Source organism: Paraburkholderia ferrariae NBRC 106233 (assembly GCF_000685035.1).
Lineage (GTDB): Bacteria > Pseudomonadota > Gammaproteobacteria > Burkholderiales > Burkholderiaceae > Paraburkholderia > Paraburkholderia ferrariae.
Genome location: NZ_BAYB01000014.1, coordinates 141558 through 162862, shown reverse-complemented (window position 1 = coordinate 162862; position 21305 = coordinate 141558). Strand labels below are relative to the sequence as shown.

At 67.9% G+C, this 21305-nt stretch carries 21 protein-coding genes; 10 read left to right on the top strand and 11 right to left on the bottom strand.

Annotated elements, in window-relative coordinates; all coding sequences use genetic code 11:
• The first annotated feature begins 247 nt into the window (after nucleotides 1-247).
• Nucleotides 248-1075: an EAL domain-containing protein gene (locus BFE01S_RS17435; protein WP_028226624.1), complete on the top strand. Its 828-nt coding sequence runs from the start codon at nucleotides 248-250 to the stop codon at nucleotides 1073-1075.
• A gap of 101 nt (nucleotides 1076-1176) precedes the next feature.
• Here BFE01S_RS17435 and murB read toward each other — a convergent pair whose 3' ends face one another.
• Nucleotides 1177-2235: a UDP-N-acetylmuramate dehydrogenase gene (gene murB, locus BFE01S_RS17430; protein ID WP_042337856.1), complete on the bottom strand. Its 1059-nt coding sequence runs from the start codon at nucleotides 2233-2235 to the stop codon at nucleotides 1177-1179.
• Between the two features lie 261 nt (nucleotides 2236-2496).
• Between murB and BFE01S_RS17425 the strand changes: the two genes are divergently transcribed.
• Nucleotides 2497-2982 (top strand): YajQ family cyclic di-GMP-binding protein, encoded by a 486-nt coding sequence (locus tag BFE01S_RS17425; RefSeq protein WP_028226622.1) that lies wholly within the window; start codon nucleotides 2497-2499, stop codon nucleotides 2980-2982.
• Nucleotides 2983-3089: 107 nt separating this feature from the next.
• On the opposite strand, the gene BFE01S_RS17420 is transcribed toward BFE01S_RS17425, so the two are convergent.
• The 6 genes from BFE01S_RS17420 to queG all read right to left on the bottom strand — a co-directional run bounded on the left by BFE01S_RS17420 (nucleotide 3090) and on the right by queG (nucleotide 9504).
• Entirely contained in the window at nucleotides 3090-4892 is a 1803-nt protein-coding gene (locus BFE01S_RS17420; protein ID WP_028226621.1) for a methyl-accepting chemotaxis protein, read from the bottom strand.
• A 201-nt stretch (nucleotides 4893-5093) separates the two neighbouring features.
• A complete protein-coding gene (plsY, locus tag BFE01S_RS17415; protein WP_028226620.1) occupies nucleotides 5094-5717 on the bottom strand; it encodes a glycerol-3-phosphate 1-O-acyltransferase PlsY in 624 nt (207 codons plus the stop codon).
• Nucleotides 5718-5907: 190 nt separating this feature from the next.
• The gene (ybaK, locus tag BFE01S_RS17410; protein WP_028226619.1) at nucleotides 5908-6399 is read right to left on the bottom strand and encodes a Cys-tRNA(Pro) deacylase; all 492 of its coding nucleotides are present in this window, start codon (nucleotides 6397-6399) and stop codon (nucleotides 5908-5910) included.
• A gap of 41 nt (nucleotides 6400-6440) precedes the next feature.
• On the bottom strand, nucleotides 6441-7436 hold the full coding sequence (gene xerD, locus BFE01S_RS17405; RefSeq protein WP_084169997.1) for a site-specific tyrosine recombinase XerD: 996 nt from the start codon (nucleotides 7434-7436) through the stop codon (nucleotides 6441-6443).
• Entirely contained in the window at nucleotides 7433-7906 is a 474-nt protein-coding gene (locus tag BFE01S_RS17400; RefSeq protein WP_028226617.1) for a methylated-DNA--[protein]-cysteine S-methyltransferase, read from the bottom strand. The genes xerD and BFE01S_RS17400 overlap by 4 nt, the downstream gene beginning before the upstream one ends.
• Nucleotides 7907-8049: 143 nt before the next feature.
• Nucleotides 8050-9504 carry a tRNA epoxyqueuosine(34) reductase QueG gene (queG, locus tag BFE01S_RS17395; RefSeq protein ID WP_062871683.1) on the bottom strand — a complete coding sequence of 485 codons (1455 nt, stop codon included), beginning with the start codon at nucleotides 9502-9504 and terminating at the stop codon, nucleotides 8050-8052.
• Between the two features lie 20 nt (nucleotides 9505-9524).
• Between queG and tsaE the strand changes: the two genes are divergently transcribed.
• Nucleotides 9525-10112 carry a tRNA (adenosine(37)-N6)-threonylcarbamoyltransferase complex ATPase subunit type 1 TsaE gene (tsaE, locus tag BFE01S_RS17390; RefSeq protein ID WP_028226615.1) on the top strand — a complete coding sequence of 196 codons (588 nt, stop codon included), beginning with the start codon at nucleotides 9525-9527 and terminating at the stop codon, nucleotides 10110-10112.
• The gene (locus BFE01S_RS17385) at nucleotides 10094-11641 is read left to right on the top strand and encodes an N-acetylmuramoyl-L-alanine amidase (protein WP_028226614.1); all 1548 of its coding nucleotides are present in this window, start codon (nucleotides 10094-10096) and stop codon (nucleotides 11639-11641) included. The genes tsaE and BFE01S_RS17385 overlap by 19 nt, the downstream gene beginning before the upstream one ends.
• Before the next feature lie 82 nt (nucleotides 11642-11723).
• Here the strand turns inward: BFE01S_RS17385 and BFE01S_RS17380 are convergent, their stop codons facing one another.
• Nucleotides 11724-12620 (bottom strand): EamA family transporter, encoded by an 897-nt coding sequence (locus tag BFE01S_RS17380; protein ID WP_028226613.1) that lies wholly within the window; start codon nucleotides 12618-12620, stop codon nucleotides 11724-11726.
• Between the two features lie 314 nt (nucleotides 12621-12934).
• On the opposite strand from BFE01S_RS17380, the gene BFE01S_RS17375 reads away from it, so the two are divergent.
• Both BFE01S_RS17375 and trxA read left to right on the top strand, forming a co-directional pair.
• The gene (locus tag BFE01S_RS17375; RefSeq protein ID WP_028226612.1) at nucleotides 12935-13816 is read left to right on the top strand and encodes a pirin family protein; all 882 of its coding nucleotides are present in this window, start codon (nucleotides 12935-12937) and stop codon (nucleotides 13814-13816) included.
• A 134-nt stretch (nucleotides 13817-13950) separates the two neighbouring features.
• Complete coding sequence (trxA, locus tag BFE01S_RS17370; RefSeq protein WP_028226611.1) at nucleotides 13951-14799, top strand: thioredoxin; 849 nt, start codon at nucleotides 13951-13953, stop codon at nucleotides 14797-14799.
• A gap of 103 nt (nucleotides 14800-14902) precedes the next feature.
• On the opposite strand, the gene tcdA is transcribed toward trxA, so the two are convergent.
• Nucleotides 14903-15766 (bottom strand): tRNA cyclic N6-threonylcarbamoyladenosine(37) synthase TcdA, encoded by an 864-nt coding sequence (tcdA, locus tag BFE01S_RS17365; RefSeq protein ID WP_028226610.1) that lies wholly within the window; start codon nucleotides 15764-15766, stop codon nucleotides 14903-14905.
• Nucleotides 15767-15949: 183 nt separating this feature from the next.
• On the opposite strand from tcdA, the gene pdxH reads away from it, so the two are divergent.
• From pdxH to BFE01S_RS39040, 3 genes are all read left to right on the top strand, one after another.
• Entirely contained in the window at nucleotides 15950-16585 is a 636-nt protein-coding gene (pdxH, locus tag BFE01S_RS17360; protein ID WP_028226609.1) for a pyridoxamine 5'-phosphate oxidase, read from the top strand.
• Between the two features lie 137 nt (nucleotides 16586-16722).
• Nucleotides 16723-17937, top strand: coding sequence for an SAM-dependent methyltransferase (locus BFE01S_RS17355; protein WP_028226608.1), 1215 nt, complete (start codon nucleotides 16723-16725; stop codon nucleotides 17935-17937).
• 84 nt (nucleotides 17938-18021) lie between these two features.
• The gene (locus BFE01S_RS39040; RefSeq protein ID WP_084169995.1) at nucleotides 18022-19341 is read left to right on the top strand and encodes a DUF72 domain-containing protein; all 1320 of its coding nucleotides are present in this window, start codon (nucleotides 18022-18024) and stop codon (nucleotides 19339-19341) included.
• Nucleotides 19342-19402: 61 nt separating this feature from the next.
• Here BFE01S_RS39040 and msrA read toward each other — a convergent pair whose 3' ends face one another.
• Entirely contained in the window at nucleotides 19403-19963 is a 561-nt protein-coding gene (msrA, locus tag BFE01S_RS17345) for a peptide-methionine (S)-S-oxide reductase MsrA (RefSeq protein ID WP_028226607.1), read from the bottom strand.
• Nucleotides 19964-20228: 265 nt separating this feature from the next.
• On the opposite strand from msrA, the gene BFE01S_RS17340 reads away from it, so the two are divergent.
• Nucleotides 20229-20741, top strand: a complete 513-nt coding sequence (locus BFE01S_RS17340) for a flavin reductase family protein (RefSeq protein ID WP_028226606.1) — start codon at nucleotides 20229-20231, stop codon at nucleotides 20739-20741.
• Nucleotides 20742-20777: 36 nt separating this feature from the next.
• Here the strand turns inward: BFE01S_RS17340 and BFE01S_RS17335 are convergent, their stop codons facing one another.
• Entirely contained in the window at nucleotides 20778-21284 is a 507-nt protein-coding gene (locus tag BFE01S_RS17335) for an Lrp/AsnC family transcriptional regulator (RefSeq protein ID WP_028226605.1), read from the bottom strand.
• Nucleotides 21285-21305: the final 21 nt, after the last annotated feature.

Sequence of the window (21305 nt, the reverse complement as noted above, 5' to 3'; positions counted from 1 at the left end):
CACGCGTCGCGCGATTTACGAATAGTAAAACGGATTATGAATAGTGAAATATGGTGTATACCCTGGCTTCGAGCTTTCAGGGCAGCCGGCGCCGCACACGCGGCCCGCGGGCGCCCGTGCAACCGATAACGTTATAAGCAAGAAGTCGAATCGCCCGGCACGGCGACTGCTACCATCCAGTCATGCGGCCCCCGGCCCGTGCGAAGGCGCGGCGTCCGAGCGTGGCCAGCGCCGCCACTCACCGCCTATGATCGCCCCGACCATTCCCGAGCTCGTCGCCCGTGCAGCCGCTTATCCGTTTCTCGGCGAGCACCTTGCGCTGGGTACGGGCGCCTGGCACGACCAGGCTGTCGCGAAACGGCGCGGTGTGGAGTTGCTCTCGGCCTACGAACCGATCTACGACATCACCGTGCACAGCGGCGTGCAGTCGCTTACGGCGGATCTTTCGAGCGCATCGCGCTTTGGCGACGAGCTGGGTTTTCAGGCCGTGACGCTGCGCGAGCAGGACGGCCACGCCGTGCCGTTCGACCCGTTCGTCGATTCGCTCGACGACCCCGAGCTGGTAGCGCTCGACCGCATGGTGCGCTCGCTGCACACGATCAACTTTCTCGGCTCGCAGCAGCACGGGCTCCTCTTCCTGCGCGTGCACGAGCGGCTGCTGAAAAGCGTGAAGTACGACCACGGGCGGCACTTTTCGAACGTGCTGGTCTCGTTCGGGCTGAATCCCGGGCGCATCGTGATCGAACTGCCGGCGGCGGCCGTGGCGCACCGGACGTTCGTCGGCTATCTCACGAAGAGCTATCAGCGTTATGGGTTCAAGGTGGCCGGCAATCTGCCCAACGCCGGACAGATCCTTTCGGTGTCCGACATGGCGCGGCTCGATTTCGTGAAGATGGATGCCACTGCGGCGCTGCGCGATTCGGTGGTGAAGCCGCTCGTGAGCTACGCCGCGCGGCTGCGCATTCCGCTCATCTTCAACCGCGTGGTGGACGCGGCGCAGTTCGAGCAGTTGCAGCAGTACGACGTGCGGTTCGTGCAAGGGCCGGTGTTCGCGGCCCAGGATAAAGTGATTTGAAGCGCGTGATTTGAAGCGGGTGATTTGAAGCTGGGTACGATGGCGCCGCGCTGAACGCGGCGCGCGAAAAGCACCCTCGCGGCAAACGCCTGGCAAGGGCCTTAGAGGCTCACAGGCTCCTGCTCCAGCGCCACGCCGAAGCGCGCCTCGACATCGTGCCGGATCGCCTGCGCGAGTTCGAGAATGTCGGCGCCCGTCGCGCCGCCGCGGTTCACGAGCACCAGCGCCTGGCGCTCGTGCACGGCCGCCGCGCGCAGCACGCGCCCCTTCCAGCCGCACTGGTCGATAAGCCAGCCCGCCGCCAGCTTCACGCGCCCGTCCGCCTGGCGGTAGGACACGATCTGCGGTTCGCGCTCGCGCAGCGCATCGAACTGCGGCGCCTCGATCACCGGATTCTTGAAGAAGCTCCCCGCATTGCCGAGCACGCGCGGATCGGGCAGCTTCGCACGCCGCACGGCCACGACCGCATCGAATACGGCACGCGCATCGGGTTCGCCCGCACCGCCGCGCTCGTCCAGCGCCCGCGCGAGATCGGCGTAGCCGGCGTTCGGCTGCCACGCCTTGGGCAGACGGAACGTCACCGCGGTAATCACATAGCGCGCGCGCCCTTCGCGCTTGAAAAAACTGTCGCGATAGCCGAATGCGCACTGCGCCGCGTCGAATTCGACCACGGCACCCGTGGTCGCCTCGATCGCGCGCACCGACGCGCAGCGCTCGGCCATTTCGAGCCCATACGCCCCGATGTTCTGGATCGGCGCCGCGCCCACCGTGCCCGGAATCAGCGCGAGATTTTCGAGGCCGGGCATGCCGGCTTCGAGCGTCCAGGCCACGAAATCGTGCCAGTTCTCGCCCGCCGCCGCCTCGACGTACCAGGCGTCGGCGTCTTCGCGCACCACGCGGCGCCCGCGCAGCGCCATGAGCAGCACGAGGCCGTCGAAATCGCGCGTGAGCACGACGTTGCTGCCGCCGCCCAGCACGAACGTCGTCAGCCCCGCCGCGCGCGGATCGCGCATCGCCTCGGTCAGGGCCGCCTCGGCGTCGATGCGGCAGGCCAGACGCGCGCGCGCCTCGATGCCGAACGTGTTGTGCGCGCGCAGGGGATAGCCGGCGGCAAACCACACGGGGGACGAATCGATAGCGGCGGGATGGGCAGTGGACATCGGGGCCAACGGAAAAAGCGGATGGGACGGGAAACGTAACCGGCACAGGGTCGGTACAAAACCGGCATTAAACCGGTACCAGCGCACCCGCGCCGGCGGCCACAGGGCGCACGGCACACGCCATGCGCCTGCCGGGCCTGTACACGCCCTGGCGGCACGGCCTTGGGCAAACGCGCGAGGCGCCGGTAAAATGGCGTCGGTCCGTGATTATAGCGAGTGCGCGGCCCGTGGATGCGCCGCTCGCGCTACTGGGAGAATGCAATGCCATCGTTTGACGTCGTCAGCGAAGCCAATATGATCGAAGTCAAAAACGCCATCGAGCAATCCAACAAGGAGATCTCGACGCGCTTCGACTTCAAGGGCTCGGATGCGCGCGTCGAGCAAAAAGAACGCGAACTGACCGCGTTCGCCGACGACGACTTCAAGCTCGGCCAGGTGAAGGACGTGCTGATCGCCAAAATGGCCAAACGCAACGTGGACGTGCGCTTTCTCGACTACGGCAAGATCGAGAAAATCGGCGGCGACAAGGTCAAGCAGGTCATCACGGTGAAGAAGGGCGTGTCGGGCGATCTCGCCAAGAAGATCGTCAAGCTCGTGAAGGACAGCAAGATCAAGGTGCAGGCCAGCATCCAGGGCGACGCCGTGCGCGTGACGGGCGCCAAGCGCGACGACCTGCAAAGCGTGATCGCCCTGCTGCGCAAGGACGTGACCGACACCCCGCTCGACTTCAACAACTTCCGCGACTGATTCCGTCGCACGGGCTGCCGCGGCGCCCGGTCTTCCGCGATCGTCTGTCCGCGCGGAGGACCGGGGCGCCCGCGCGCGGGCCGTCCTTGCCCCGTTCCTGCCCTGTCTCAGTCGAGCCTGAACTGCCCCACCGCCTCGGCGAGGGTCGTCGCCTGGCCGCGCAGCGCCGCAGCAGCCGCCGTCGATTCCTCGACGAGCGCGGCGTTCTGCTGAACCATCTCGTCGAGCTGGCTCACGGCGCGGTTCACTTCCTGGATGCCGCGCGTCTGCTCGCCGGCCGCGTTCGTCACTTCCGAGATGATGGTCGTGACGTTCGCCACGTTCTGCACGATCTCGTCCATCGTATCGCCCGCGCGGCGCACCTGCTGCGAGCCCGAGGTGACGCTCGCCACGGTCGATTCGATCAGCGCCTTGATCTCCTTGGCGGCCTGCGCGCTGCGCTGCGCGAGGCTGCGCACTTCGCCCGCCACCACCGCGAAGCCGCGGCCCTGCTCGCCCGCGCGCGCCGCTTCCACCGCGGCATTGAGCGCGAGAATGTTGGTCTGGAAGGCAATGCCGTCGATCACGCCGATGATGTCCGCGATCTTCACCGAAGCCTCTTCGATCGAGCCCATCGTGCGCACCACGTCGCTAATCACCGCGCCGCCGCGCGAAGCGACCTGCGAGGCCGAAGCCGCCGTCACGTCGGCCTGCTGCGCCGCGTTGGCCGACTGGGCCACGGTTGCCGTAATCTCTTCCATCGAGGCCGCGGTCTGCTGCAGGCTGGCCGCCGCCGATTCGGTGCGGCCCGACAGATCGACGTTGCCCGCGGCAATCTCGTCGCTCGCGGTGCGCACGGACTCGCTCGCCGCGCGAATGTGGCGCATCACGTCGCGCAGCTTGTCCATGAAGCCGTTGAACGAGCGCGCGATCTGCGCGACTTCGTCGCTGCCGTCGGCGGGCAGGCGCTGCGTGAGATCGCCCTCGCCCGCGCTGATGGCGTCCATCGCGTCGCGCACGCTCGACAGGCGCTTGAACGACACGGCCGTGGCCGCCGCCATGATGAGCGCCGCCACCGCCGCGATCACCACGAGCGAGATCAGCGAGGTGGTAAGGAGCGCGCGCATGTCGGCCATCGCGTCGGCATGGTCGAGCGCGACGATCACGTGCCAGTCCGTGCCCGCGATGGGCTCGGCGCGCATCAGCTTGCGGCTGCCGCCCGCCACCACGTCGAGCGGCTCGGTCGCGGCAAAGAGCGCGGCAAGACGGTCGCTGCCAAGCTCCGGCGCGAGGTCCGACACGGGCTTGAGCGTGAACCTGGCGTCCGGGTGCGCGACGATCTGTCCGCTGCTGTCCAGAAGCATGCCGAAGCTGTCGGGCGTGGGGTGGATCGAGCGGACGTTGGCGAGCACGGTGTCCATCGACACGTCGCCCGACACCACGGCCTTCACCGCGCCGTCGCGAATCACGGGCGTCGCGAACGTCACCACCAGCTTGCCGGTGCCCGCGTCGACGTAGGGCGGCGTCACCACGCCCTTGCCGGCGGCTACGGCCTGCTTGTACCAGGGACGGCTGGTGGGATCGTAGTCGGGCGGGATGCCGGTCGGATCGGAGAACTTGGTGGTCTTGTCCGCGTAGCCGACATAGACGTTGGTGAAACCGCCTGCCGCCGCGATCTGCTTGAGCGCCGGAACGGGGTCGGCCGGATCGATCACCGTGTCCTGCAGCGAGTTGATCATCTGGGCGTGCGAGGCGACCCAGTCGTCGATGCCCGCGGCGTGGCTGTCTTCGACCGCCGTGAGCATGTTGTTGATCGATTGGGTGTCGTACGAACTGGCGACGAAATAGTCGAGCGCGGTATTGGCGCCTAGCGCAACGACGACGATGACAGCGGCGAGCGCGACGATGCGCGCGCGAATGGTGGAAAACATATTGGGCGTCGTAGCGGGAAAGGAACGGGATTAGCCTGCAATCACTATCTGGGACATCACAGGCGTTTACGGCGGCGCAAACCACGGACTTGAATCCAATAAATGGGGCTCAAGCCTGGGCGGAAAGATAAGCGAAGGGCAGGTGAAAGGCAGGGGACGGGCGCGTGCGCCCGGCTCCCCATGCGAGGGTGGCTGCCGGTCTTACTGCCCGGCGCCGGCCGCTTTCTTCTTGTCGCCGATGCGGCTTTCCTGGCCGGCGATCAGCTTGGAAATGTTCGCACGATGGCGCCAGAACAGCAGCACGCTCATGGCGAGAACGGCGAGCGCGATGACGTGCGGGCCGAACAGGAACACGTCGAAGATCGGCGCGAACACGGCGGCGGCGAGTGCCGCCAGCGAAGAGTAGCGGAAGAAGAACGCGACGATGAGCCACGTGAGCAGCGTGGCGAGCCCCAGCACCGGATGGATCGCGAGCAGCACGCCCGCGGCGGTGGCCACGCCCTTGCCGCCCTGGAAGCGGAAGAACACCGGGTACAGGTGGCCGAGGAACACGGCGATGGCCGCGAGCGCGACGGCTTCATCGCCGAGCCCGAAATGCGGGCCGAACCGCGCGGCGAGCCACACGGCCACCCAGCCCTTGAACGCGTCGCCGATCAGCGTGAAGATCGCGGCCTTCTTGTTGCCGCTGCGCAGAACGTTGGTCGCGCCGGGATTGCCGGAGCCGTAGGAGCGCGGATCGGCGAGGCCCATCGAGGCGCTCACGATCACGGCGAACGAAACCGAGCCGATCAGATAGGCAAGAACGGCGACGATCAGGTTGTACATGCACGAAGCCCGGTGATTGGTAGGAGGCGCGCGGCGCGGCCAGCGAGGCCGGGCGGGACGCGCGAAGGCGCCCATTCTACCGAAGCGCGGCGCGGGGTGAGTGCGAATCAGGGAAGCTACCGAGGAACCGGCAGAGGAGCCCGCGGAGGAACCCGCTGCGGGAGTCCGCCGGGGTCGCCGCGCGCGGCCGTCACTCCATGCTCGCGCACTGCACGGGCTTCGCGCCGAGCAGCGAAACGAGCACGGCGGGCGCGAGGCTCACCAGGTAGCCGCGGCGCCCGCCGTTGAGCCAGATTTCGTCGAGTTCGAGGATCGTCGATTCGACATACACGGGCAGCGTCTTCTTCGTGCCGAAGGGCGAGGTGCCGCCCACCAGATAGCCCGAATGCCGGTTCGCCACTTCGGGCTTGCAGGGCTCCACGCGCTTCGCGCCGATCTGGCGCGCGAGGTTCCTGGTGGACACCTTGCAGTCGCCGTGCATCAGCACGATGAGGGGCCTGGCGTGCTCGTCTTCCATCACGAGCGTCTTCACGACGCGATGCTCGTCCACGCCGAGCTGGCGCGCGGACTCGGCCGTGCCGCCATGCTCGACGTACTCGTAGGGATGCTCGCCGAACGCGACGCCCGCGCGGCGCAGCATCTGCGTGGCGGGCGTTTCGGAGACGTGTTTCGATTTGCGCATCGGCGCATTGTAATGGCGCACAGCGCAAATCGCGGCGCGGCCTACCCTCGCGGATGGTGCTTCGCGTGCAGAAGCCGCAGGCGTTCGCGAGCGACGTGGGTGTAGATCTGCGTGGTGGAAATATCGCTGTGGCCGAGCAGCAGTTGCACGACGCGCAGGTCCGCGCCGTGATTGAGCAGGTGCGTGGCGAACGCGTGGCGCATGGTGTGCGGCGAAAGCGGCGCATGCACGCCGGCCGCGGCCGCATGGCGCTTGATGATGTGCCAGAACTGCTGGCGCGTCATGCCCTCGGCGCGGGCCGTGACGAAGAGCGCATCGGACGTGCGCGCGCCGAGCAGCGCGGGCCGCGACTCGCGCAGGTAGCGCTCGATCCACGCATGGGCCTCCTCGCCGAACGGGATCAGGCGCTCCTTCGCGCCCTTGCCCAGCACGCGCACGACGCCCTCGTTCAGGCCCACCTCCACGGTCTTGAGCGTCACGAGCTCGGTCACGCGCAGGCCGCTCGCGTACATCAGTTCGAGCATCGTGCGGTCGCGCAGGCCGAGCGGCGTGCTCACGTCGGGTGCGCCGAGCAGCGCCTCGACCTGGGCTTCGGTGAGCGTGGAAGGAAAGCGCGGCGGCTGTTTCGCCGAACGCACGCGCACGGTCGGATCGGCGCTCACGCGCCGCTCGCGCAGCGCCCAGCCGTAATAGCGGCGGAACACCGAAAGCCGCCGGTTCGCCGAAGTCGATTTGTCTTCTTTGCGGACCGCGCTGTAGGCGTAGAGATCGTTCTCGTCGGTCATGTCGAGCGTGGCCGACCGTTTGCGCGCGAGCCACGCCGAAAAGAGCTTGAGGTCGCGCCGGTAGGCGTCGAGCGTATTGCGCGAGAGGCCGTGTTCGAGCCACATCGCGTCACAGAAGGTGTCGATGGCGAGCAGGCTCTGGTCGAGCGCCGCGCTCGATTCGGGCGTCAGCGCGGGGGCGTCGGCGTGCGCTTCGTCGGCCTCCGTGCCGGGGGCTACGAGCGTCGCGAGCGGGGTTGTCGCCTTCGTCATCGGATCGATACGCCTTCGTGGGCCAGCAGCCAGCGCTTCACGTCGCGAAAGAAGCCTTCGCCGCCGTGATGCGCGAAGCCGCCGATGCCGCTCGCCGACACCACGCGATGGCACGGAATCACGAGCGGGAAGCGGTTCGACCCGCACGCCTGGCCGACCGCGCGCGCGGAGTCGCTGCCGATGCGCCGCGCGAGTTCGCCGTAGGTCAGCACCTCGCCCGCATCGATCGCGCTGATGCCCTGCCACACGCGCCGCTGAAACGGCGTGCCGAGCGCGGCGAGCGGCAAGTCGAAGGCCACGGAGGCGTCGTCGAAGTAGCGCTCGATCTGCCCGGCCACGCGCGCCGCGAGTTCGCAATCGGGCGTCACGGCCCCGGTCGCGGCGGGCAGATAGACGATCTCGCGCAGGGCTCCGGCGCCCGTGCGGATGCCCACCTTGCCGAAGGGCGCCTCGATTACCGCGTTGTACATGATGATTGCCTCCGTCGTTGCCGCCCGGTTCGATATTCCGCTTGCCGCGGGGTTGCCGTTGCCCGGGCCGCTGCGTGCCCATTCACGCTTGTTCGTGCTGCTTTAGGCATGCTTCATGCCGTTAGATGCCGCTTCATGCGATGTCATGCCGCTTCCAGCGCCCATCCGACGTGCTCGCGCACCAGCGCCGATGCGTCGTGCTCGCGCACGCGCAACGCCGCAACGATAGCCTCGCGGGCCGCACCGTCCAGCGCATTGGCCGGCTGCGCCACGCGCAGCGCATTGCCCATCGCCACCGCGATATTGCGCGACCAGCGCTCGTAACCGATGCGGCGGATCGCGCTGCCCTGCATACGCTCGTCGAATTGCTGCGCGCTCCAGCCAAAGAGCTCGACGAGCGTCGCGCGATCGAGCCCATGCCGCACGTCGAAGTCGGCAACGGGCGCCGCCTGCGCGAACTTGTTCCACGGACACACGATCTGGCAATCGTCGCAGCCGTACACGCGATTGCCGATGAGCTCGCGCATCTCGAGCGGAATGCTCCCCTGCAACTCGATCGTGAGATACGAAATGCAGCGCCGCGCATCCACGCGATACGGTTCCGTGATCGCGCCCGTGGGACATGCGCCGATGCAGCGCGTGCAACTGCCGCAGTGCGCGCCCTGCGTCCCGGGCGCGGGCGCGGGCGCGGGCGCGGGCACCGCGGGAATCGAGGCTTGTGCGGCGCTTTCCGCGGATGTCTCAGCGGCGGTTTCAGCGTCGGTCGGCAGCGGCAGATCGACATAGATTTCGCCCAGAAAGAACAGCGAGCCGGCGTCGCGCTGCAAGAGCAGCGTGTGCTTGCCGCGCCAGCCTATGCCCGCTTTCTGCGCGAGTTCCACCTCCAGCACCGGGGCCGAATCGGTGAACACGCGGTGACCGAACCCGCCGATTTCGGCTTCGATGCGCTCGGCAAGCTGCTGCAAACGCGCGCGCAGCACCTTGTGATAGTCGCGGCCGCGCGCGTAGATCGACACGACGGCGGCCTGCGGATCGGCCAAGCGCCGTCGCTCGCGCTCGCGCCAGTCGGCCGAAGCGTTGGCCGAAGCGTCGCCCGAAGTGTTGGCCGAAGCATTGGCCGAACGCGCCGCATCTTGCGAAGCACTTTCGCCTGCCTTTCCCGCTCCATTCGACGGCTCGCTCACGGACGCCGGCGCGAGCGTCGCGGCCGGCAGATAGGCCATGCGCACGGAAATAACGCGTCGCGTGCCGGCCACAAGCTCGGCGGGCCGCGCGCGTTTCATCCCATGTTTGGCCATATAATCCATCTCGCCGTGGCAGCCCGCTTCGAGCCATGCGGCGAGGCCCGCTTCGGCATGCGCGAGGTCGGTATCGCTGATACCGACCGCACCGAACCCCAGTTCGCGCCCCCACGCCCGGATGCGTGCCGCGAGCGCGGCGAGTTGCGGCGCACCGGTCCCGGCCGCGCCAGCCGTCGAAGACGCCGCGGCCGGCTCGCACGTCGTGGCGGCGGCATGCGCCGCAGCGGGCGCAAAGCCGTCCACGTCGGCGAGAGCGTGCGCGGAGCTTGAAGAGGAAGGCGATGGACTGCGGTTCATCACGTCATTTTACGAGAGTAATGCCCGTCCAGCCCGTCACGCCCGGTCAACCTCCAGCGCAGCACGCGCCGGCCCCCGTTCTGCTCGAACGCCGCTTCGCACTGGCGGATGCGGCGGCCACCGACGCGTTCGGCCAGCGCTTCGCCGAAGCGCTCGAAGGCGTACGCGCAAACGCCGCCCACCCCGCCGGCGCCGCCGAAATCCCGCGTTTTAGCGGCCTGCACGTGCAGTTGCAAGGCGACCTGGGCGCCGGCAAAACCTCGCTCGTGCGCGCCACGCTGCGCGCCCTCGGGCACGCGGGCCGCGTGCGCAGCCCCACCTATACGCTCGTCGAGCCGTACACGGTCGCCACCCCGAATGGGGAACTCCAGCTCTATCACTTCGATCTGTACCGATTCAGCGATCCGGCCGAATGGGCCGACGCCGGCTTTCGCGAATATTTCGCGGCCGGCGCGGTGTGTCTCGTCGAATGGCCGCAACGCGCGGGTGGCCTGCTCGGCGTGCCGGACCTCGTGTTCGCGCTCGAACCCGGCGACGAGGGCGAGGGTCGCGTGCTCACCGCTTACGCATACAGCGCATCAGGAAAGGCATGTCTAGAAAGATGTTAATCAAACCGTTCCGCTCGATCGAATCCGCGGCCACCGCCACGCACAACTGGCGGCGCCGGCAGATCCTGAAGGCGGGCGCTTCCACGCTCGTGCTCGGGCTCGCGGGTCCGCGCCTCGCATGGGCGACCTCGGTGCTCGGCGTGCGCGTGTGGCCCGCGCGCGACTACACGCGCGTCACGATCGAATCGGACCAGCCGCTCGCCACCACGCAGCAGATGCTGCAGGCGCCGGACCGGCTCGTCGTCGATATCAACGGCCTCGACCTCGACGACGCGCTCAAGAACCTCGTCTCCAAGATCACGCCGAACGACCCGCAGATCCAGGCGGTGCGCGTGGGCCAGTATCAGACCCACGTGGTGCGCATGGTGTTCGACCTCAAGGGGTCGGTGAAGCCGCAGGTGTTCACGCTGCAACCCGTGGGTTCGTACAGGTACCGGCTCGTGTTCGACCTGTACCCGGCCGTCGCGCCCGATCCGATGATGGATCTGCTCGCGCAGACCGAAAAGAAGCAGCAGCAGTTCGACGCGACCCAGCACGACGTGCCGCCTTCGACGCTCGCGGGCCCGACGGCGGCACCCACGCCGCCGCCCGGCGCGCGGGCGCCCCAGGGATCCGACGGCAGCGACGCGTTCTTCCAGCGCTACGCGCAGAACGACACGGGCGGCCCGGCATCCTCGCGCCCGGCCGCGCCGCGCGCCGTTCCGCAGGTGCCGCGCCCGCCCCAGCAGTCCGCCCAGGCACTCGCGCAGAACGGCGACGACAGCAGCAGCAACGACGACTACGGCTTCGTCACGCCGAAATCCACCCGGGGCGGCACCGTGCGCCTGCTCACCGTCGCCATCGATCCGGGCCACGGCGGCGAGGACCCGGGCGCGATCGGCAGCGCGGGCACCTACGAAAAGCACATCGCGCTCGACATCGCGAAGAAGCTGCGCGCGAAGATCGACGCGCAGCCCAACATGCGCTCGATGATGACGCGCGACGCCGACTTCTTCGTGCCGCTCAACGTGCGCGTGCAGAAGGCGCGCCGCGTGAGCGCGGACCTCTTCGTCTCGATCCACGCCGATGCGTTCACCACGCCGCTCGCGCGCGGCTCCTCGGTGTTCGCGCTCTCGGAGCACGGGGCGTCGAGCGCGGCCGCGCGCTGGATGGCGAACAAGGAAAACTCGTCGGACCAGATCGGCGGCATCAGCGTGCAGACCGCCGACGCGGCCGTGAACCGCGCGCTCTTCGACATGTCGACGACGGCGCAGATCCGCGACTCGCTGCGCTACGGCGGTTTCGTGCTCAACGAGATCGGCGACATCAACAAGCTGCACAAGGGCTCGGTCGAGCAGGCGGGATTCGCGGTGCTCAAGGCGCCCGACATTCCGTCGATCCTCGTGGAGACCGCGTTCATCAGCAACCCGGAAGAAGAGACGCGCCTGAACGACGACGCCTACCGCGACCAGATGGCCAACGCCATTCTCAAGGGCATCAAGCGCTATTTCGCGGCGAATCCGCCGCTGGCGAAGAGCCGCATGACGTAATGCGCCGAAGCAGCGCCGCGCGGGCCGCAAGGCCGCGCGGCGCGCGCTTCGTCCTGCTTCGTCTAACGCTGCCCGGCTTCGCTCAGCGTGCCGCCGCGAGCCGCTGCCGCACCCAGCCGCCGAACACGTTGACGACGAGCCCCGCCATCACCAGCGCCGCGCCACCGATCTGCGCGGCGGTGAGCTGCTCGCCGAGCAGCACCGAGGCCGAGGCGAGCCCGATGATCGGCACGAGCAGCGAGAACGGCGCCACCTGGCTGGCCGGATGCTTCGAGAGGAGCCGCCCCCACAGGCTGTAGCCGAGCAGCGTGGCGACGAAGGCGAGATAAACCACCGCCAGCACGGAAGACCCGCCGATCCCTTCGAGCGCGGTCACGATGCGCTGCGGCCCTTCGACGAAATACGAAAGCACGAGAAACGGCAGCGGCGGAATCAGGCTCGCCCACACCACGAGCCCGACCAGATCCACCTTCCCCACCTTCTTCGTGACGATATTGCCGAGCGCCCACATCACCGCGGCGCAGAGCGTGAGCACGAAGCCCGCCAGCGTCATGGCCTGCGCACCGCCGCCCGGCGCCGATTGCAGCCCGATCAGCGCGAGTCCGCCCGCTGCGATCAGGAGGCCGATCGCGTTTTGCGCATGGAAGCGCTCGCCGAGGAACATGGCGGCGAAACCGAGCGTGAAGAACGCCTGCGCCTGCAGCACCACCGACGCGAGCCCCGCGGGCATGCCCACGTACATGGCCGAGAAGAGAAAGGCGAACTGGCCGAACGAGATCGTCGCGCCGTAGGCAAAGAGCCATTTCCACGGCAGCTTCGGCCGCTTCACGAACAGCACGGCCGGAAAGGCGGCCAGCAGAAAGCGCAGCGCGCCCAGCAGCATCGGCGGCACGCCGTGCAGGCCCACCTTGATCACCACGAAATTCACACCCCACGCCAGCACCACCACCAGCGCGAGCAGCAGATCCTTCGGCGACATCGCCTCCTCCCCCAGCCTCGTTCTTGTCGAATGGGCGAGTGTACCGCGCAGCCCTCGCCGAAGTGCAAGCGCGGCCTGGCGGCACCCGGGGAACGCAAGGCAATAGCGGGCCGCACCTGGAAACAGCGGGCAGCAGCGGGCAACACCTGGCAACACCTGGCAACAGCGGGCAACACCGGCAGCAGCGGGCACAACGCCAGCAGCACCCAGCACCACCCAGCGCCGCACGCGCAGCGGGCGTTAGAATGAGCGCCTGCCCGCGCGGCTCGCTGCCTGCGCCGCCTGCATCCCCACCGGTCCGTCAAGGAAGCGCCATGTCCTCATCGATCAAAGCGGTCCTCAAGCCCCATACGCGCGACATCGGCAACCTGCTCGTGCGGCGCGTGCTGCCCGCGCTCGCCGCCCGCCTCGTCGGGCCGTTCATCTTCTTCGACCACATGGGCCCCGCCACGCTCGAACCGGGCAGCGGCGTCGATGTGCGCCCGCACCCGCATATCGGGCTCGCCACCGTCACCTATCTCTTCGACGGCGCGCTCATGCACCGCGACAGCATCGGCTCAGAGCAGAAGATCGTCCCCGGCGACGTCAACTGGATGACCGCCGGCCGCGGCATCGTCCACTCCGAGCGCACCCCCGAGGAGAGCCGCGCCACGGGCCTCGCCATGCACGGCATCCAGACCTGGGTGGCGCTGCCGCTCGACCACGAGGACACCGAGCCTTCGTTCTTCCACCACGCCGCCGACACGCTTCCGGAGATCGAGCGCGACGGCGTCACCCTGCGCGTGATCGCGGGCACGGCGTTCGGTGCGACGTCGCCGGTCGAAACGTTCTCCGGCACGCTCTACGTGGCCGCCGATTTCGCGCCGGGCGGCACGGTCGCGCTCGATGCCGGGCACGAAGAGCGCGGCGTGTATCTCGTGGAAGGCGATCTGTCGATCGACGGCACGCCCCTCGACCCCGCCACGATGGCCGTGCTCGTGCCGGGCGAAACCGTCACGCTCGCCTCCCCGGGCGGGGCGCGCGTGATGCTGCTGGGCGGCGAAAGGCTCGAAGGCGAGCGCTTCATCGAATGGAACTTCGTGGCCAGCTCGCGCGAGAAGATCGAGGCCGCGAAAGCCGCGTGGACGCGCCAGGAAATGGGGCATGTCCCGGGCGAAACCGAATGGATTCCGCTGCCGGAGAAGAAGCCGCGCTGAGCGCCGGCCGGGCAGACGCCGCCCGGCGCGATTGAATCGGCGCAGTTCGCCCCCATGTAAACGGGCAACCGACGGACCGGCAGACAGACCACCGGAGCAGACCGGAACAAACTGGCAAAACCAACGAGGACGCAATGGATACCACTCTGGCCACTTTTGAAAAGGACGTGATCGAAGCGTCGACGCTCGCGCCCGTGCTGATCGACTTCTGGGCGCCGTGGTGCGGCCCGTGCAAGACGCTCGGGCCGATGCTCGAAAAGCTCGAAGCCGAGTACGGCGGCAAATGGAAGCTCGCGAAAGTCAACGTCGACGAGAACCAGGAACTGGCCGCGCACTTCCAGGTGCGCAGCATTCCGCACGTGGTGGCGTTCGTGGACGGCCAGCCCGTCGATCAGTTCATCGGCGTGCTGCCCGAAGGGCAGTTGCGCCAGTTCATCGACGGCCTGATCCCCGATCCCGCGGCCACCGAGCGCCAGGCGGCGCAGGAAGCGCTCTCCGAAGGGCGCCGCGAAGACGCCTACGACGCGCTCAAGGCCGCCCTCGCCTACGATCCCGGCTTCGACGACGCGCGCATGGACCTGATCGAAATGCTGCTCGCCGACAACCTGGCCGACGACGCGCACAAGGAAGCCGAACTGCTTTCGCCGAAAACGACGCAGGGCATCGACGCGCGCTACAACGCGATCAAGACGCGCCTCGACGCGCTGGATGCCGCCGCCGACCTGCCGCCTACCGATGCGCTCGAAGCGCAGGTCGCGGCCCATCCGGAAGACCTGGAGGCGCGCTTCGATCTGGCCAGCGGGCTGATCGCCCGCCGCAAGTACGCGGGCGCGCTCGAACAGTTGCTGGAGATCGTCAAGCGCGACCGCACGTTCCGCGACGACATCGGCCGCAAGACCATGCTCTCGGTGTTCGATCTCGCGGCGCACCAGCCGCAGCTCGTGAGCGAGTGGCGGCGCAAGCTGAGTTCGGCGCTCAACTGAAACGCGCCAGCCGGCGCGCGCAAATGAAAAACGTAGGGCCCCTGAAAGGGCCCTGCGTTTTTTTTGACCCGGGCGAGCGACGCCGCAACAGCACCCGGACCGCTCAGCGCCCCGCCGCTTGCGCCGCCAGCGCGCGCAGCACATGCGCCGCCGCCGCGAAGCCGAAGCTCGCCGTCACGCACACGCTCGATCCGAAGCCCGCGCAATTGAGGCCCACCGGCCCGTGCTGCCCCGGCGCCGTGCTCGCGTGCTCCGCTTCGGGGTCCACGTCGCATACGGCGGCTTCCGGATAGATGAGCGGCTCGTCCGAGTACACGGCGCTCACCTTGAACTTCGCCTTCGGTCCGCGCGGAAAGCCGTGGTGCTTGCGCAACTGGCCGCGCACCTTGGAGAGCAGCGGATCCTGAATCGTCAGCGCCAGGTCGTCGATGCGAATGCGCGTGGGGTCGAGCTGCCCGCCCGCGCCGCCCACCGTGACGAGCGGCACGCGATGCGCCACGCACCACGCGATCAGCGCCGTCTTCGTGCGCACGCTGTCGATGGCGTCGATCACGTAGTCGAAGCCGCCGCCCAGCAGGGCGTCGAAGTTCGACGGCTCCACGAAGTCCTCCACCCGCCGCACGTCGCAGGCCGGGTCGATCAGGCGGATGCGCTCGGCCATGGCCTCGACCTTGGGCTTGCCGTAGTTGCCGTCGAGCGCGTGAATCTGGCGGTTCGTATTGCTTTCGGCGACGTTGTCGAGGTCGATCAGCGTGAGCGTGCCGATCGCGCTGCGCGCGAGCGCCTCCGCGACCCACGACCCCACCCCGCCGATACCGATCACGGCCACGTGTGCGCGCTCGAAGGCATCGAGCGCCGCTGCGCCATAAAGCCGCGCCACGCCGCCGAACCGGCGTGCCCGGTCGGCTTCATCGGCGCCGGGGAGCGCGGTAAGATCGGTGTGCGGCGAAATCGGGGTGCTGGACATGACGGTAGGGCAACAGTAAGGCACGAAAGCGGACCGGGCAAACGCTCGGGCCGGTCCTGCCGAGACCCGTATTTTGCCTGATCGGACGGGATCGCTCCGTGCGGGGCCGCGTGTGCGGCCGCACAGGCAGCGATTTTCGTCCTTCGCTATACTTGTCCGAAATTGAAGCGTCCGCATAAAAACATGACGACCCTCGCCGACCTCCGCAAGAACTATTCGCTCGGCTCGCTCGATGCCGCCGACGTCGATCCCGATCCCATCCGCCAGTTCGAAACCTGGTTCGCGCAGGCGCTGGACGCGAAGCTGCCCGAACCCAATGCGATGACGGTCGCGACCGTGGACGGCGAAGGCCGCCCGGCCGCCCGCATCCTGCTCATCAAGGGCGTGGATGCGCGCGGCTTCGTCTTCTTCACGAACTACGAGAGCCGCAAGGGCCGCGAACTCGCGGTCAATCCCCACGCAAGCCTGCTCTTTCACTGGATCGAGCTGGAGCGCCAGGTGCGCATCGAAGGCAAGGTCGAAAAGACGAGCGCCGCGGAAAGCGACGCGTACTTCGAGTCGCGGCCGCTCGGCTCGCGCATCGGTGCGTGGGCGTCCGGGCAGAGCACCGTGATCGGCGGTCGCGCGGAACTCGAAGCGCGCGAGCGCGAGATCAGCGCGAAGTACGGCGAGAACCCGCCGCGTCCGCCGCACTGGGGCGGCTACCGGCTCGCGCCGGACGCCATCGAGTTCTGGCAAGGCCGTCCGTCGCGCCTGCACGACCGCATCCGCTATACGCGCGAGGGCGCCGGCTGGCGCATCGAACGCCTCGCACCGTAAGTGCAGCACTGCTTTCAGCAGCACCGCAGTTGACCCGGTTTTTCACCCGATTTGCCTCGTAGTCTGTATTGCTTTTGCTTTTGCCTGTGAGCTTCAGCCGTTCATCGGACCGCAACCGTCGACACGGAGAGACAAGCATGTTCTGGGAGAAGAAACTCGCGCAATGGGTAGATGAAGTGCGCAACAAGGCCAACCTGCCCGCACGGCTCGTGCTGTGGAGCGGCCAGCAGTACGACTTCGGCCACTTCGCCGCGCCGCAGGTCACGCTCAAGGTGAACAGCGCCTCGGCGCTGCCGCTCCTGCTCGAACCCAGCCTCGACAATCTCGGCGAGGCCTACGTGAAGGGCAAGATCGACATCGAGGGCAAGCTCGCCGACATCATCAACATCGGCTACTCGCTCGCGCGCAGCACCGTCACCAGCGCGAGCAAGCTCGCCCGCGTGCGCCGCTATTTCACGCACTCGAAGAGCACCGACAGGAAGGCCATCCAGTACCACTACGACGTCTCGAACGAGTTCTACCGGCTCTGGCTCGACGAGAACATGGTCTACTCCTGCGCGTACTTCGAGAACGGCGACGAAGACCTCGCCACGGCGCAGGTGAAGAAGATCGACCACATCCTCACCAAGATCCAGCTTCAGCCGGACCAGCGCCTGCTCGACATCGGCTGCGGCTGGGGCGCCCTCGTGCTGCGCGCGGCGCAGAAGTTCGGCGCGCGCTGCGTGGGCGTCACGCTTTCGCAGAACCAGTTCGACCTCGCCACGGCGCGCGTGAAAGCGGCCGGGCTCGAAGACCGCATCGAGATCCGCATCCAGGACTATCGCGACGTGGAAGGCCAGTTCGACCGCATCACGAGCGTCGGCATGTTCGAGCACGTGGGGCGCAAGAACCTGCCCGTGTACTTCCGCAAGGTGCACGACCTGCTCGCCGACGACGGCATCGCCATGAACCACGGCATCACCTCGTCCGACGCCGACTCGGGCGAAGCGGCGCTGGGCGGCGGCGAGTTCATCGACCGCTACGTGTTCCCCGACGGCGAGCTGCCGCACATCGGCCTCGCGCTCGAAGCCGCGCAGCGCGGCGGCCTGGAAGCGGTTGACGTGGAGAGCCTGCGCCGTCACTATGCGCACACGCTCGAGATCTGGGCCGAGAACTTCGAGGCGCGCGCCGAGGAAGCGAAAAAGCTCGTGGACGACGAGAAGTTCCGCATCTGGCGCGTGTATCTGGCGGGCTGCGCCTACGCCTTCGAGCACGACGACGTTTCGATCTACCAGATCGTCTGCCGCAAGGCCGGCCGCAGTGCGACCACGCTGCCGTGGTCGCGCCGCTACATGTACGAACGGCCGCTCTGACGCGGTAAGGGGCGCGGCGCCGCTCACGCGCCGCCCCCGTTGCGCGCGTGGGGCGGCCGACCGAAACCGCACGACCGCACACGCATGAACGATCGCGACGACCCGGATACACCGGACACGCCGGACATTCCGGACACCCCCGACACGCCCGACGCTACGCAAACCGACCTGTTCGGCTTTGTCGCCCCGGAACCGCCTGCCCGACCCGCCGCGGCAAGAACGCCGCGCGCAAGGCGCGAGGACATGGACACACCCGCGCCGCCCCCTGCCACGGCCGACCTGGACGGCTTCGAAGCGACTGAAGACGCCGAAGCCGCCCGCCTCGCGCCCGCGGCAGCCCCGAAGCGCCGCAGGCGCGGCGTGCTACCGATAGTGGCCGACCCGCTCACGCTCGACCTCGCCGCCGACCTGCCGCCGCAAGTGCGTCTGGGCACGTCGTCATGGTCGTTTCCGGGCTGGCGCGGCATTGTCTACGGCGACGACTACAGCAACGCGAAGCTCGCCCGCGACGGCCTTTCGGCCTATGGCGCCCATCCGCTGCTGCGCTCGGTGAGCATCGACCGCTCGTTCTACGCGCCGCTCTCGATCGCCGACTACCTGCGCTACGCCCAGCAGGTGCCGGACCACTTCCGCTTCATCGTGAAGGCGCCGGCCTCGATCACCGACGCGAGCGTGCGGGGCGAACGCGGCGAGCCCATTGCGGCGAACCCCTGCTTCCTGAACGCGCAACTCGCGGCGGCGGAATTCGTCGAGCCGTGTCTTGCGGGCCTCGGCGAAAAAGCCGGCGCGCTCGTATTCCAGTTCCCGCCGCTGCCCGATCAACTGCTGGCCGATCCGGCCGTGTTCGTGGAACGGCTCTACGCCTTCCTGACGGCGCTGCCGCCGCTGCCCGCCACGCCCAGCGGGCCGTGCTACGCCGTCGAGATCCGCGACGCCATCCTGCTGACGCCGCGCTTCGTGCGCGCGCTGCGCGCGGCGGGTGCGCGCTACTGCGTGGGCCTGCACGCGCGCATGCCCGATCCGCTGCGCCAGGCTGCGGCGCTTGCGCTGATGGACGGGGACACGCCCGCCGGGCCGCTGATCGTGCGCTGGAGCCTGCACAGCGGGTTTCGCTACGAGCAGGCCAAGGCGCGCTACGAACCGTTCGACAAACTGGTGGACGAAGACCCGCACACGCGCGAAGCGCTCGCGGAACTGGCCGCCCGCTACGCGCTTGCGGGACAGCCGGTGCTGATCACGACGAACAACAAGGCGGAAGGATCGGCGCCGCTCTCGTGCGCGAAGCTCGCGCGCGCGATTGCGGACGAATTTCTACGTCTGAAGAGCGAAGAGGGTGATCAGGGCCAGGAGAAAGGAGAAGCGGCGCCGGTAGACGACGCCGCCGAGGAACCGCTGGGAGACTGAACGCGGCCGCGCCATGCGGCGGCGTTCAGCGCGCGTTGCTCCGTCCGGCATTGCTCCAGTATTACTCCGGCTTGAGCCGGTGCGCGAACTTCTGCCGGAACTTCGCCACCTTCGGCGCCACCACGAACGCGCAATAGCCCTGATTCGGGTGCTGCGCGAAGTAGTTCTGGTGATAGGCCTCGGCGGGGAAGTAGTTGCCGTCGAGCGGCAGCACCTGGGTGACGATCTGCCCGTCGTACACGCCTTCGGCCGCCAGCTCCCGGATCGCCTGCAGCGCCGTCTCGCGCTGCGCTTCCGAGTGCGTGAAGATCGCCGAACGGTATTGCGTGCCCACGTCGTTGCCCTGGCGGTTGAGCTGGGTCGGATCGTGGATCGCGAAGAAAATGTCGAGAATCTCGCGATAGCCGATCTTCGCCGGGTCGAACGTCACGTCGACCACTTCGGCATGGCCCGTGTCGCCGTCGCAGACCTGCTCGTAGCTCGGGTTCGCGACGTGGCCGCCCGCGTAGCCCGACTCCACCGCGAGCACGCCCTGCACGCGCAGGTACACCGCTTCGAGACACCAGAAGCAACCACCGCCCAGGGTTGCAACCTCGGTTGCCGTTCCCACCGTCTGACTCATGCTGCTTGCTCCTTGAATTTGATCCGCCCAGGCAATGCGCCGTCTGCGACTGGCTGCAATCACCTGCAAGCGCCTGAAACCGCCTGCAACCCGCGTTCCGTACGCAACCCCGCGTAAGCACCAGGGCCGCTGGCGCCGCAGCCAGCCGCATCCGTTAAAATTGTGACGATACGCCGGTTTTCCACATGACACTGATCCCGACTCTCACATTCTTCGCGTCCAGTCTCGCGCCTTGCCACCGCTGTGCGAGCGGAGCCGCCTGCCGATGAGCCGCCGCGCCAACCCGCCCAATTTCGACGACGCCGCCTTTCGCCGCGCGCTCGGCCAGTTCGCCACCGGCGTCACCGTCATCACGACGCGCGCCCCCGATGGCCAACTGATCGGCATCACCGCCAGCTCGTTCAACTCCGTTTCGCTGAATCCGCCGCTCGTGCTGTGGAGCCTCGCCACGCGCTCGGCGTCGCTGCCCGTGTTCCGCACCAACAGCCACTACGTCGTGAACGTGCTGGCCGCCTCGCAGCTCGACCTGTGCAAGCGCTTTGCGACCGTCAAGGGCGACCGCTTCGAGGGCGTCTCGCACGCGGCCGGCAACTCGGGCATGCCCGTGCTGGACGGCGCGATCGCCTGGTTCGAGTGCCATAACCGCAGCCGCTACGACGAAGGCGATCACGTGATCTTCGTGGGCGAGGTGGAGCGCTGCGGCGTGCGCGAGAACGCGGACGGCGCCACGCCGCTCGTGTTCCACGGCGGCGGGTTCCATCAGTTGCAATCGCTTTGAGCGCCCTCCGCCGCGCTCGCGTCGCCCACATCGGCCTCAGGCGATAGCGCTCTTCACTTCCTTCTGCTGGATCAGATCGACGGGCACGCCCGCCTCGACCTTGAGCGTGGTGAGCACGATGTTCGAGCGGATGTCCATCACGCCCGGCGCCTTGTAGAGCTTGTTGAGCACGAAGTCCGAGTAGTGCTTGAGATTGTGGGCGAGCACGCGCAGCAGGTAGTGCGTCTCCCCCGTCACGACATAGGCGCCCACCACCTCCGGCCAGTCCCGCAGCGCCGCCACGAAGCGCTCGTGCCAGCTCTCCTGGTCGTTGCGCATCGATACCTGCACGAACGCCTCCATCTCGAAGCCGAGAATCTCCCGGTTCAGACTTGCGCGATAACGTTCCACCACCCCCTGCTCTTCCAGCAACCTCAAGCGCCGCAGGCACGCCGATGGCGAGAGCGAAATGCGCTCCGCGAGGTCGAGATTACTGATCCGCCCCTCATTCTGCAGCACGGCGAGAATACGGCAATCCGTGGCATCGAGCGAGATTGCATTCATATTTGGTCTCCATTCCCGTCT

Coding starts and splice junctions, on each gene's coding strand:
- BFE01S_RS17335 (WP_028226605.1), bottom strand. CDS start 21,284: ATGAATGCAATCTCGCTCGATGCCACGGATTGCCGTATTCTCGCCGTG.
- queG (WP_062871683.1), bottom strand. CDS start 9,504: ATGAACCGCAGTCCATCGCCTTCCTCTTCAAGCTCCGCGCACGCTCTC.
- msrA (WP_028226607.1), bottom strand. CDS start 19,963: ATGAGTCAGACGGTGGGAACGGCAACCGAGGTTGCAACCCTGGGCGGT.
- BFE01S_RS39040 (WP_084169995.1), top strand. CDS start 18,022: ATGAACGATCGCGACGACCCGGATACACCGGACACGCCGGACATTCCG.
- ybaK (WP_028226619.1), bottom strand. CDS start 6,399: ATGCGCAAATCGAAACACGTCTCCGAAACGCCCGCCACGCAGATGCTG.
- BFE01S_RS17380 (WP_028226613.1), bottom strand. CDS start 12,620: ATGTCGCCGAAGGATCTGCTGCTCGCGCTGGTGGTGGTGCTGGCGTGG.
- BFE01S_RS17425 (WP_028226622.1), top strand. CDS start 2,497: ATGCCATCGTTTGACGTCGTCAGCGAAGCCAATATGATCGAAGTCAAA.
- tsaE (WP_028226615.1), top strand. CDS start 9,525: ATGCCCGTCCAGCCCGTCACGCCCGGTCAACCTCCAGCGCAGCACGCG.
- BFE01S_RS17355 (WP_028226608.1), top strand. CDS start 16,723: ATGTTCTGGGAGAAGAAACTCGCGCAATGGGTAGATGAAGTGCGCAAC.
- tcdA (WP_028226610.1), bottom strand. CDS start 15,766: ATGTCCAGCACCCCGATTTCGCCGCACACCGATCTTACCGCGCTCCCC.
- BFE01S_RS17420 (WP_028226621.1), bottom strand. CDS start 4,892: ATGTTTTCCACCATTCGCGCGCGCATCGTCGCGCTCGCCGCTGTCATC.
- BFE01S_RS17385 (WP_028226614.1), top strand. CDS start 10,094: ATGTCTAGAAAGATGTTAATCAAACCGTTCCGCTCGATCGAATCCGCG.
- murB (WP_042337856.1), bottom strand. CDS start 2,235: ATGTCCACTGCCCATCCCGCCGCTATCGATTCGTCCCCCGTGTGGTTT.
- plsY (WP_028226620.1), bottom strand. CDS start 5,717: ATGTACAACCTGATCGTCGCCGTTCTTGCCTATCTGATCGGCTCGGTT.
- xerD (WP_084169997.1), bottom strand. CDS start 7,436: ATGACGAAGGCGACAACCCCGCTCGCGACGCTCGTAGCCCCCGGCACG.
- BFE01S_RS17435 (WP_028226624.1), top strand. CDS start 248: ATGATCGCCCCGACCATTCCCGAGCTCGTCGCCCGTGCAGCCGCTTAT.
- trxA (WP_028226611.1), top strand. CDS start 13,951: ATGGATACCACTCTGGCCACTTTTGAAAAGGACGTGATCGAAGCGTCG.
- BFE01S_RS17400 (WP_028226617.1), bottom strand. CDS start 7,906: ATGTACAACGCGGTAATCGAGGCGCCCTTCGGCAAGGTGGGCATCCGC.
- BFE01S_RS17340 (WP_028226606.1), top strand. CDS start 20,229: ATGAGCCGCCGCGCCAACCCGCCCAATTTCGACGACGCCGCCTTTCGC.
- BFE01S_RS17375 (WP_028226612.1), top strand. CDS start 12,935: ATGTCCTCATCGATCAAAGCGGTCCTCAAGCCCCATACGCGCGACATC.
- pdxH (WP_028226609.1), top strand. CDS start 15,950: ATGACGACCCTCGCCGACCTCCGCAAGAACTATTCGCTCGGCTCGCTC.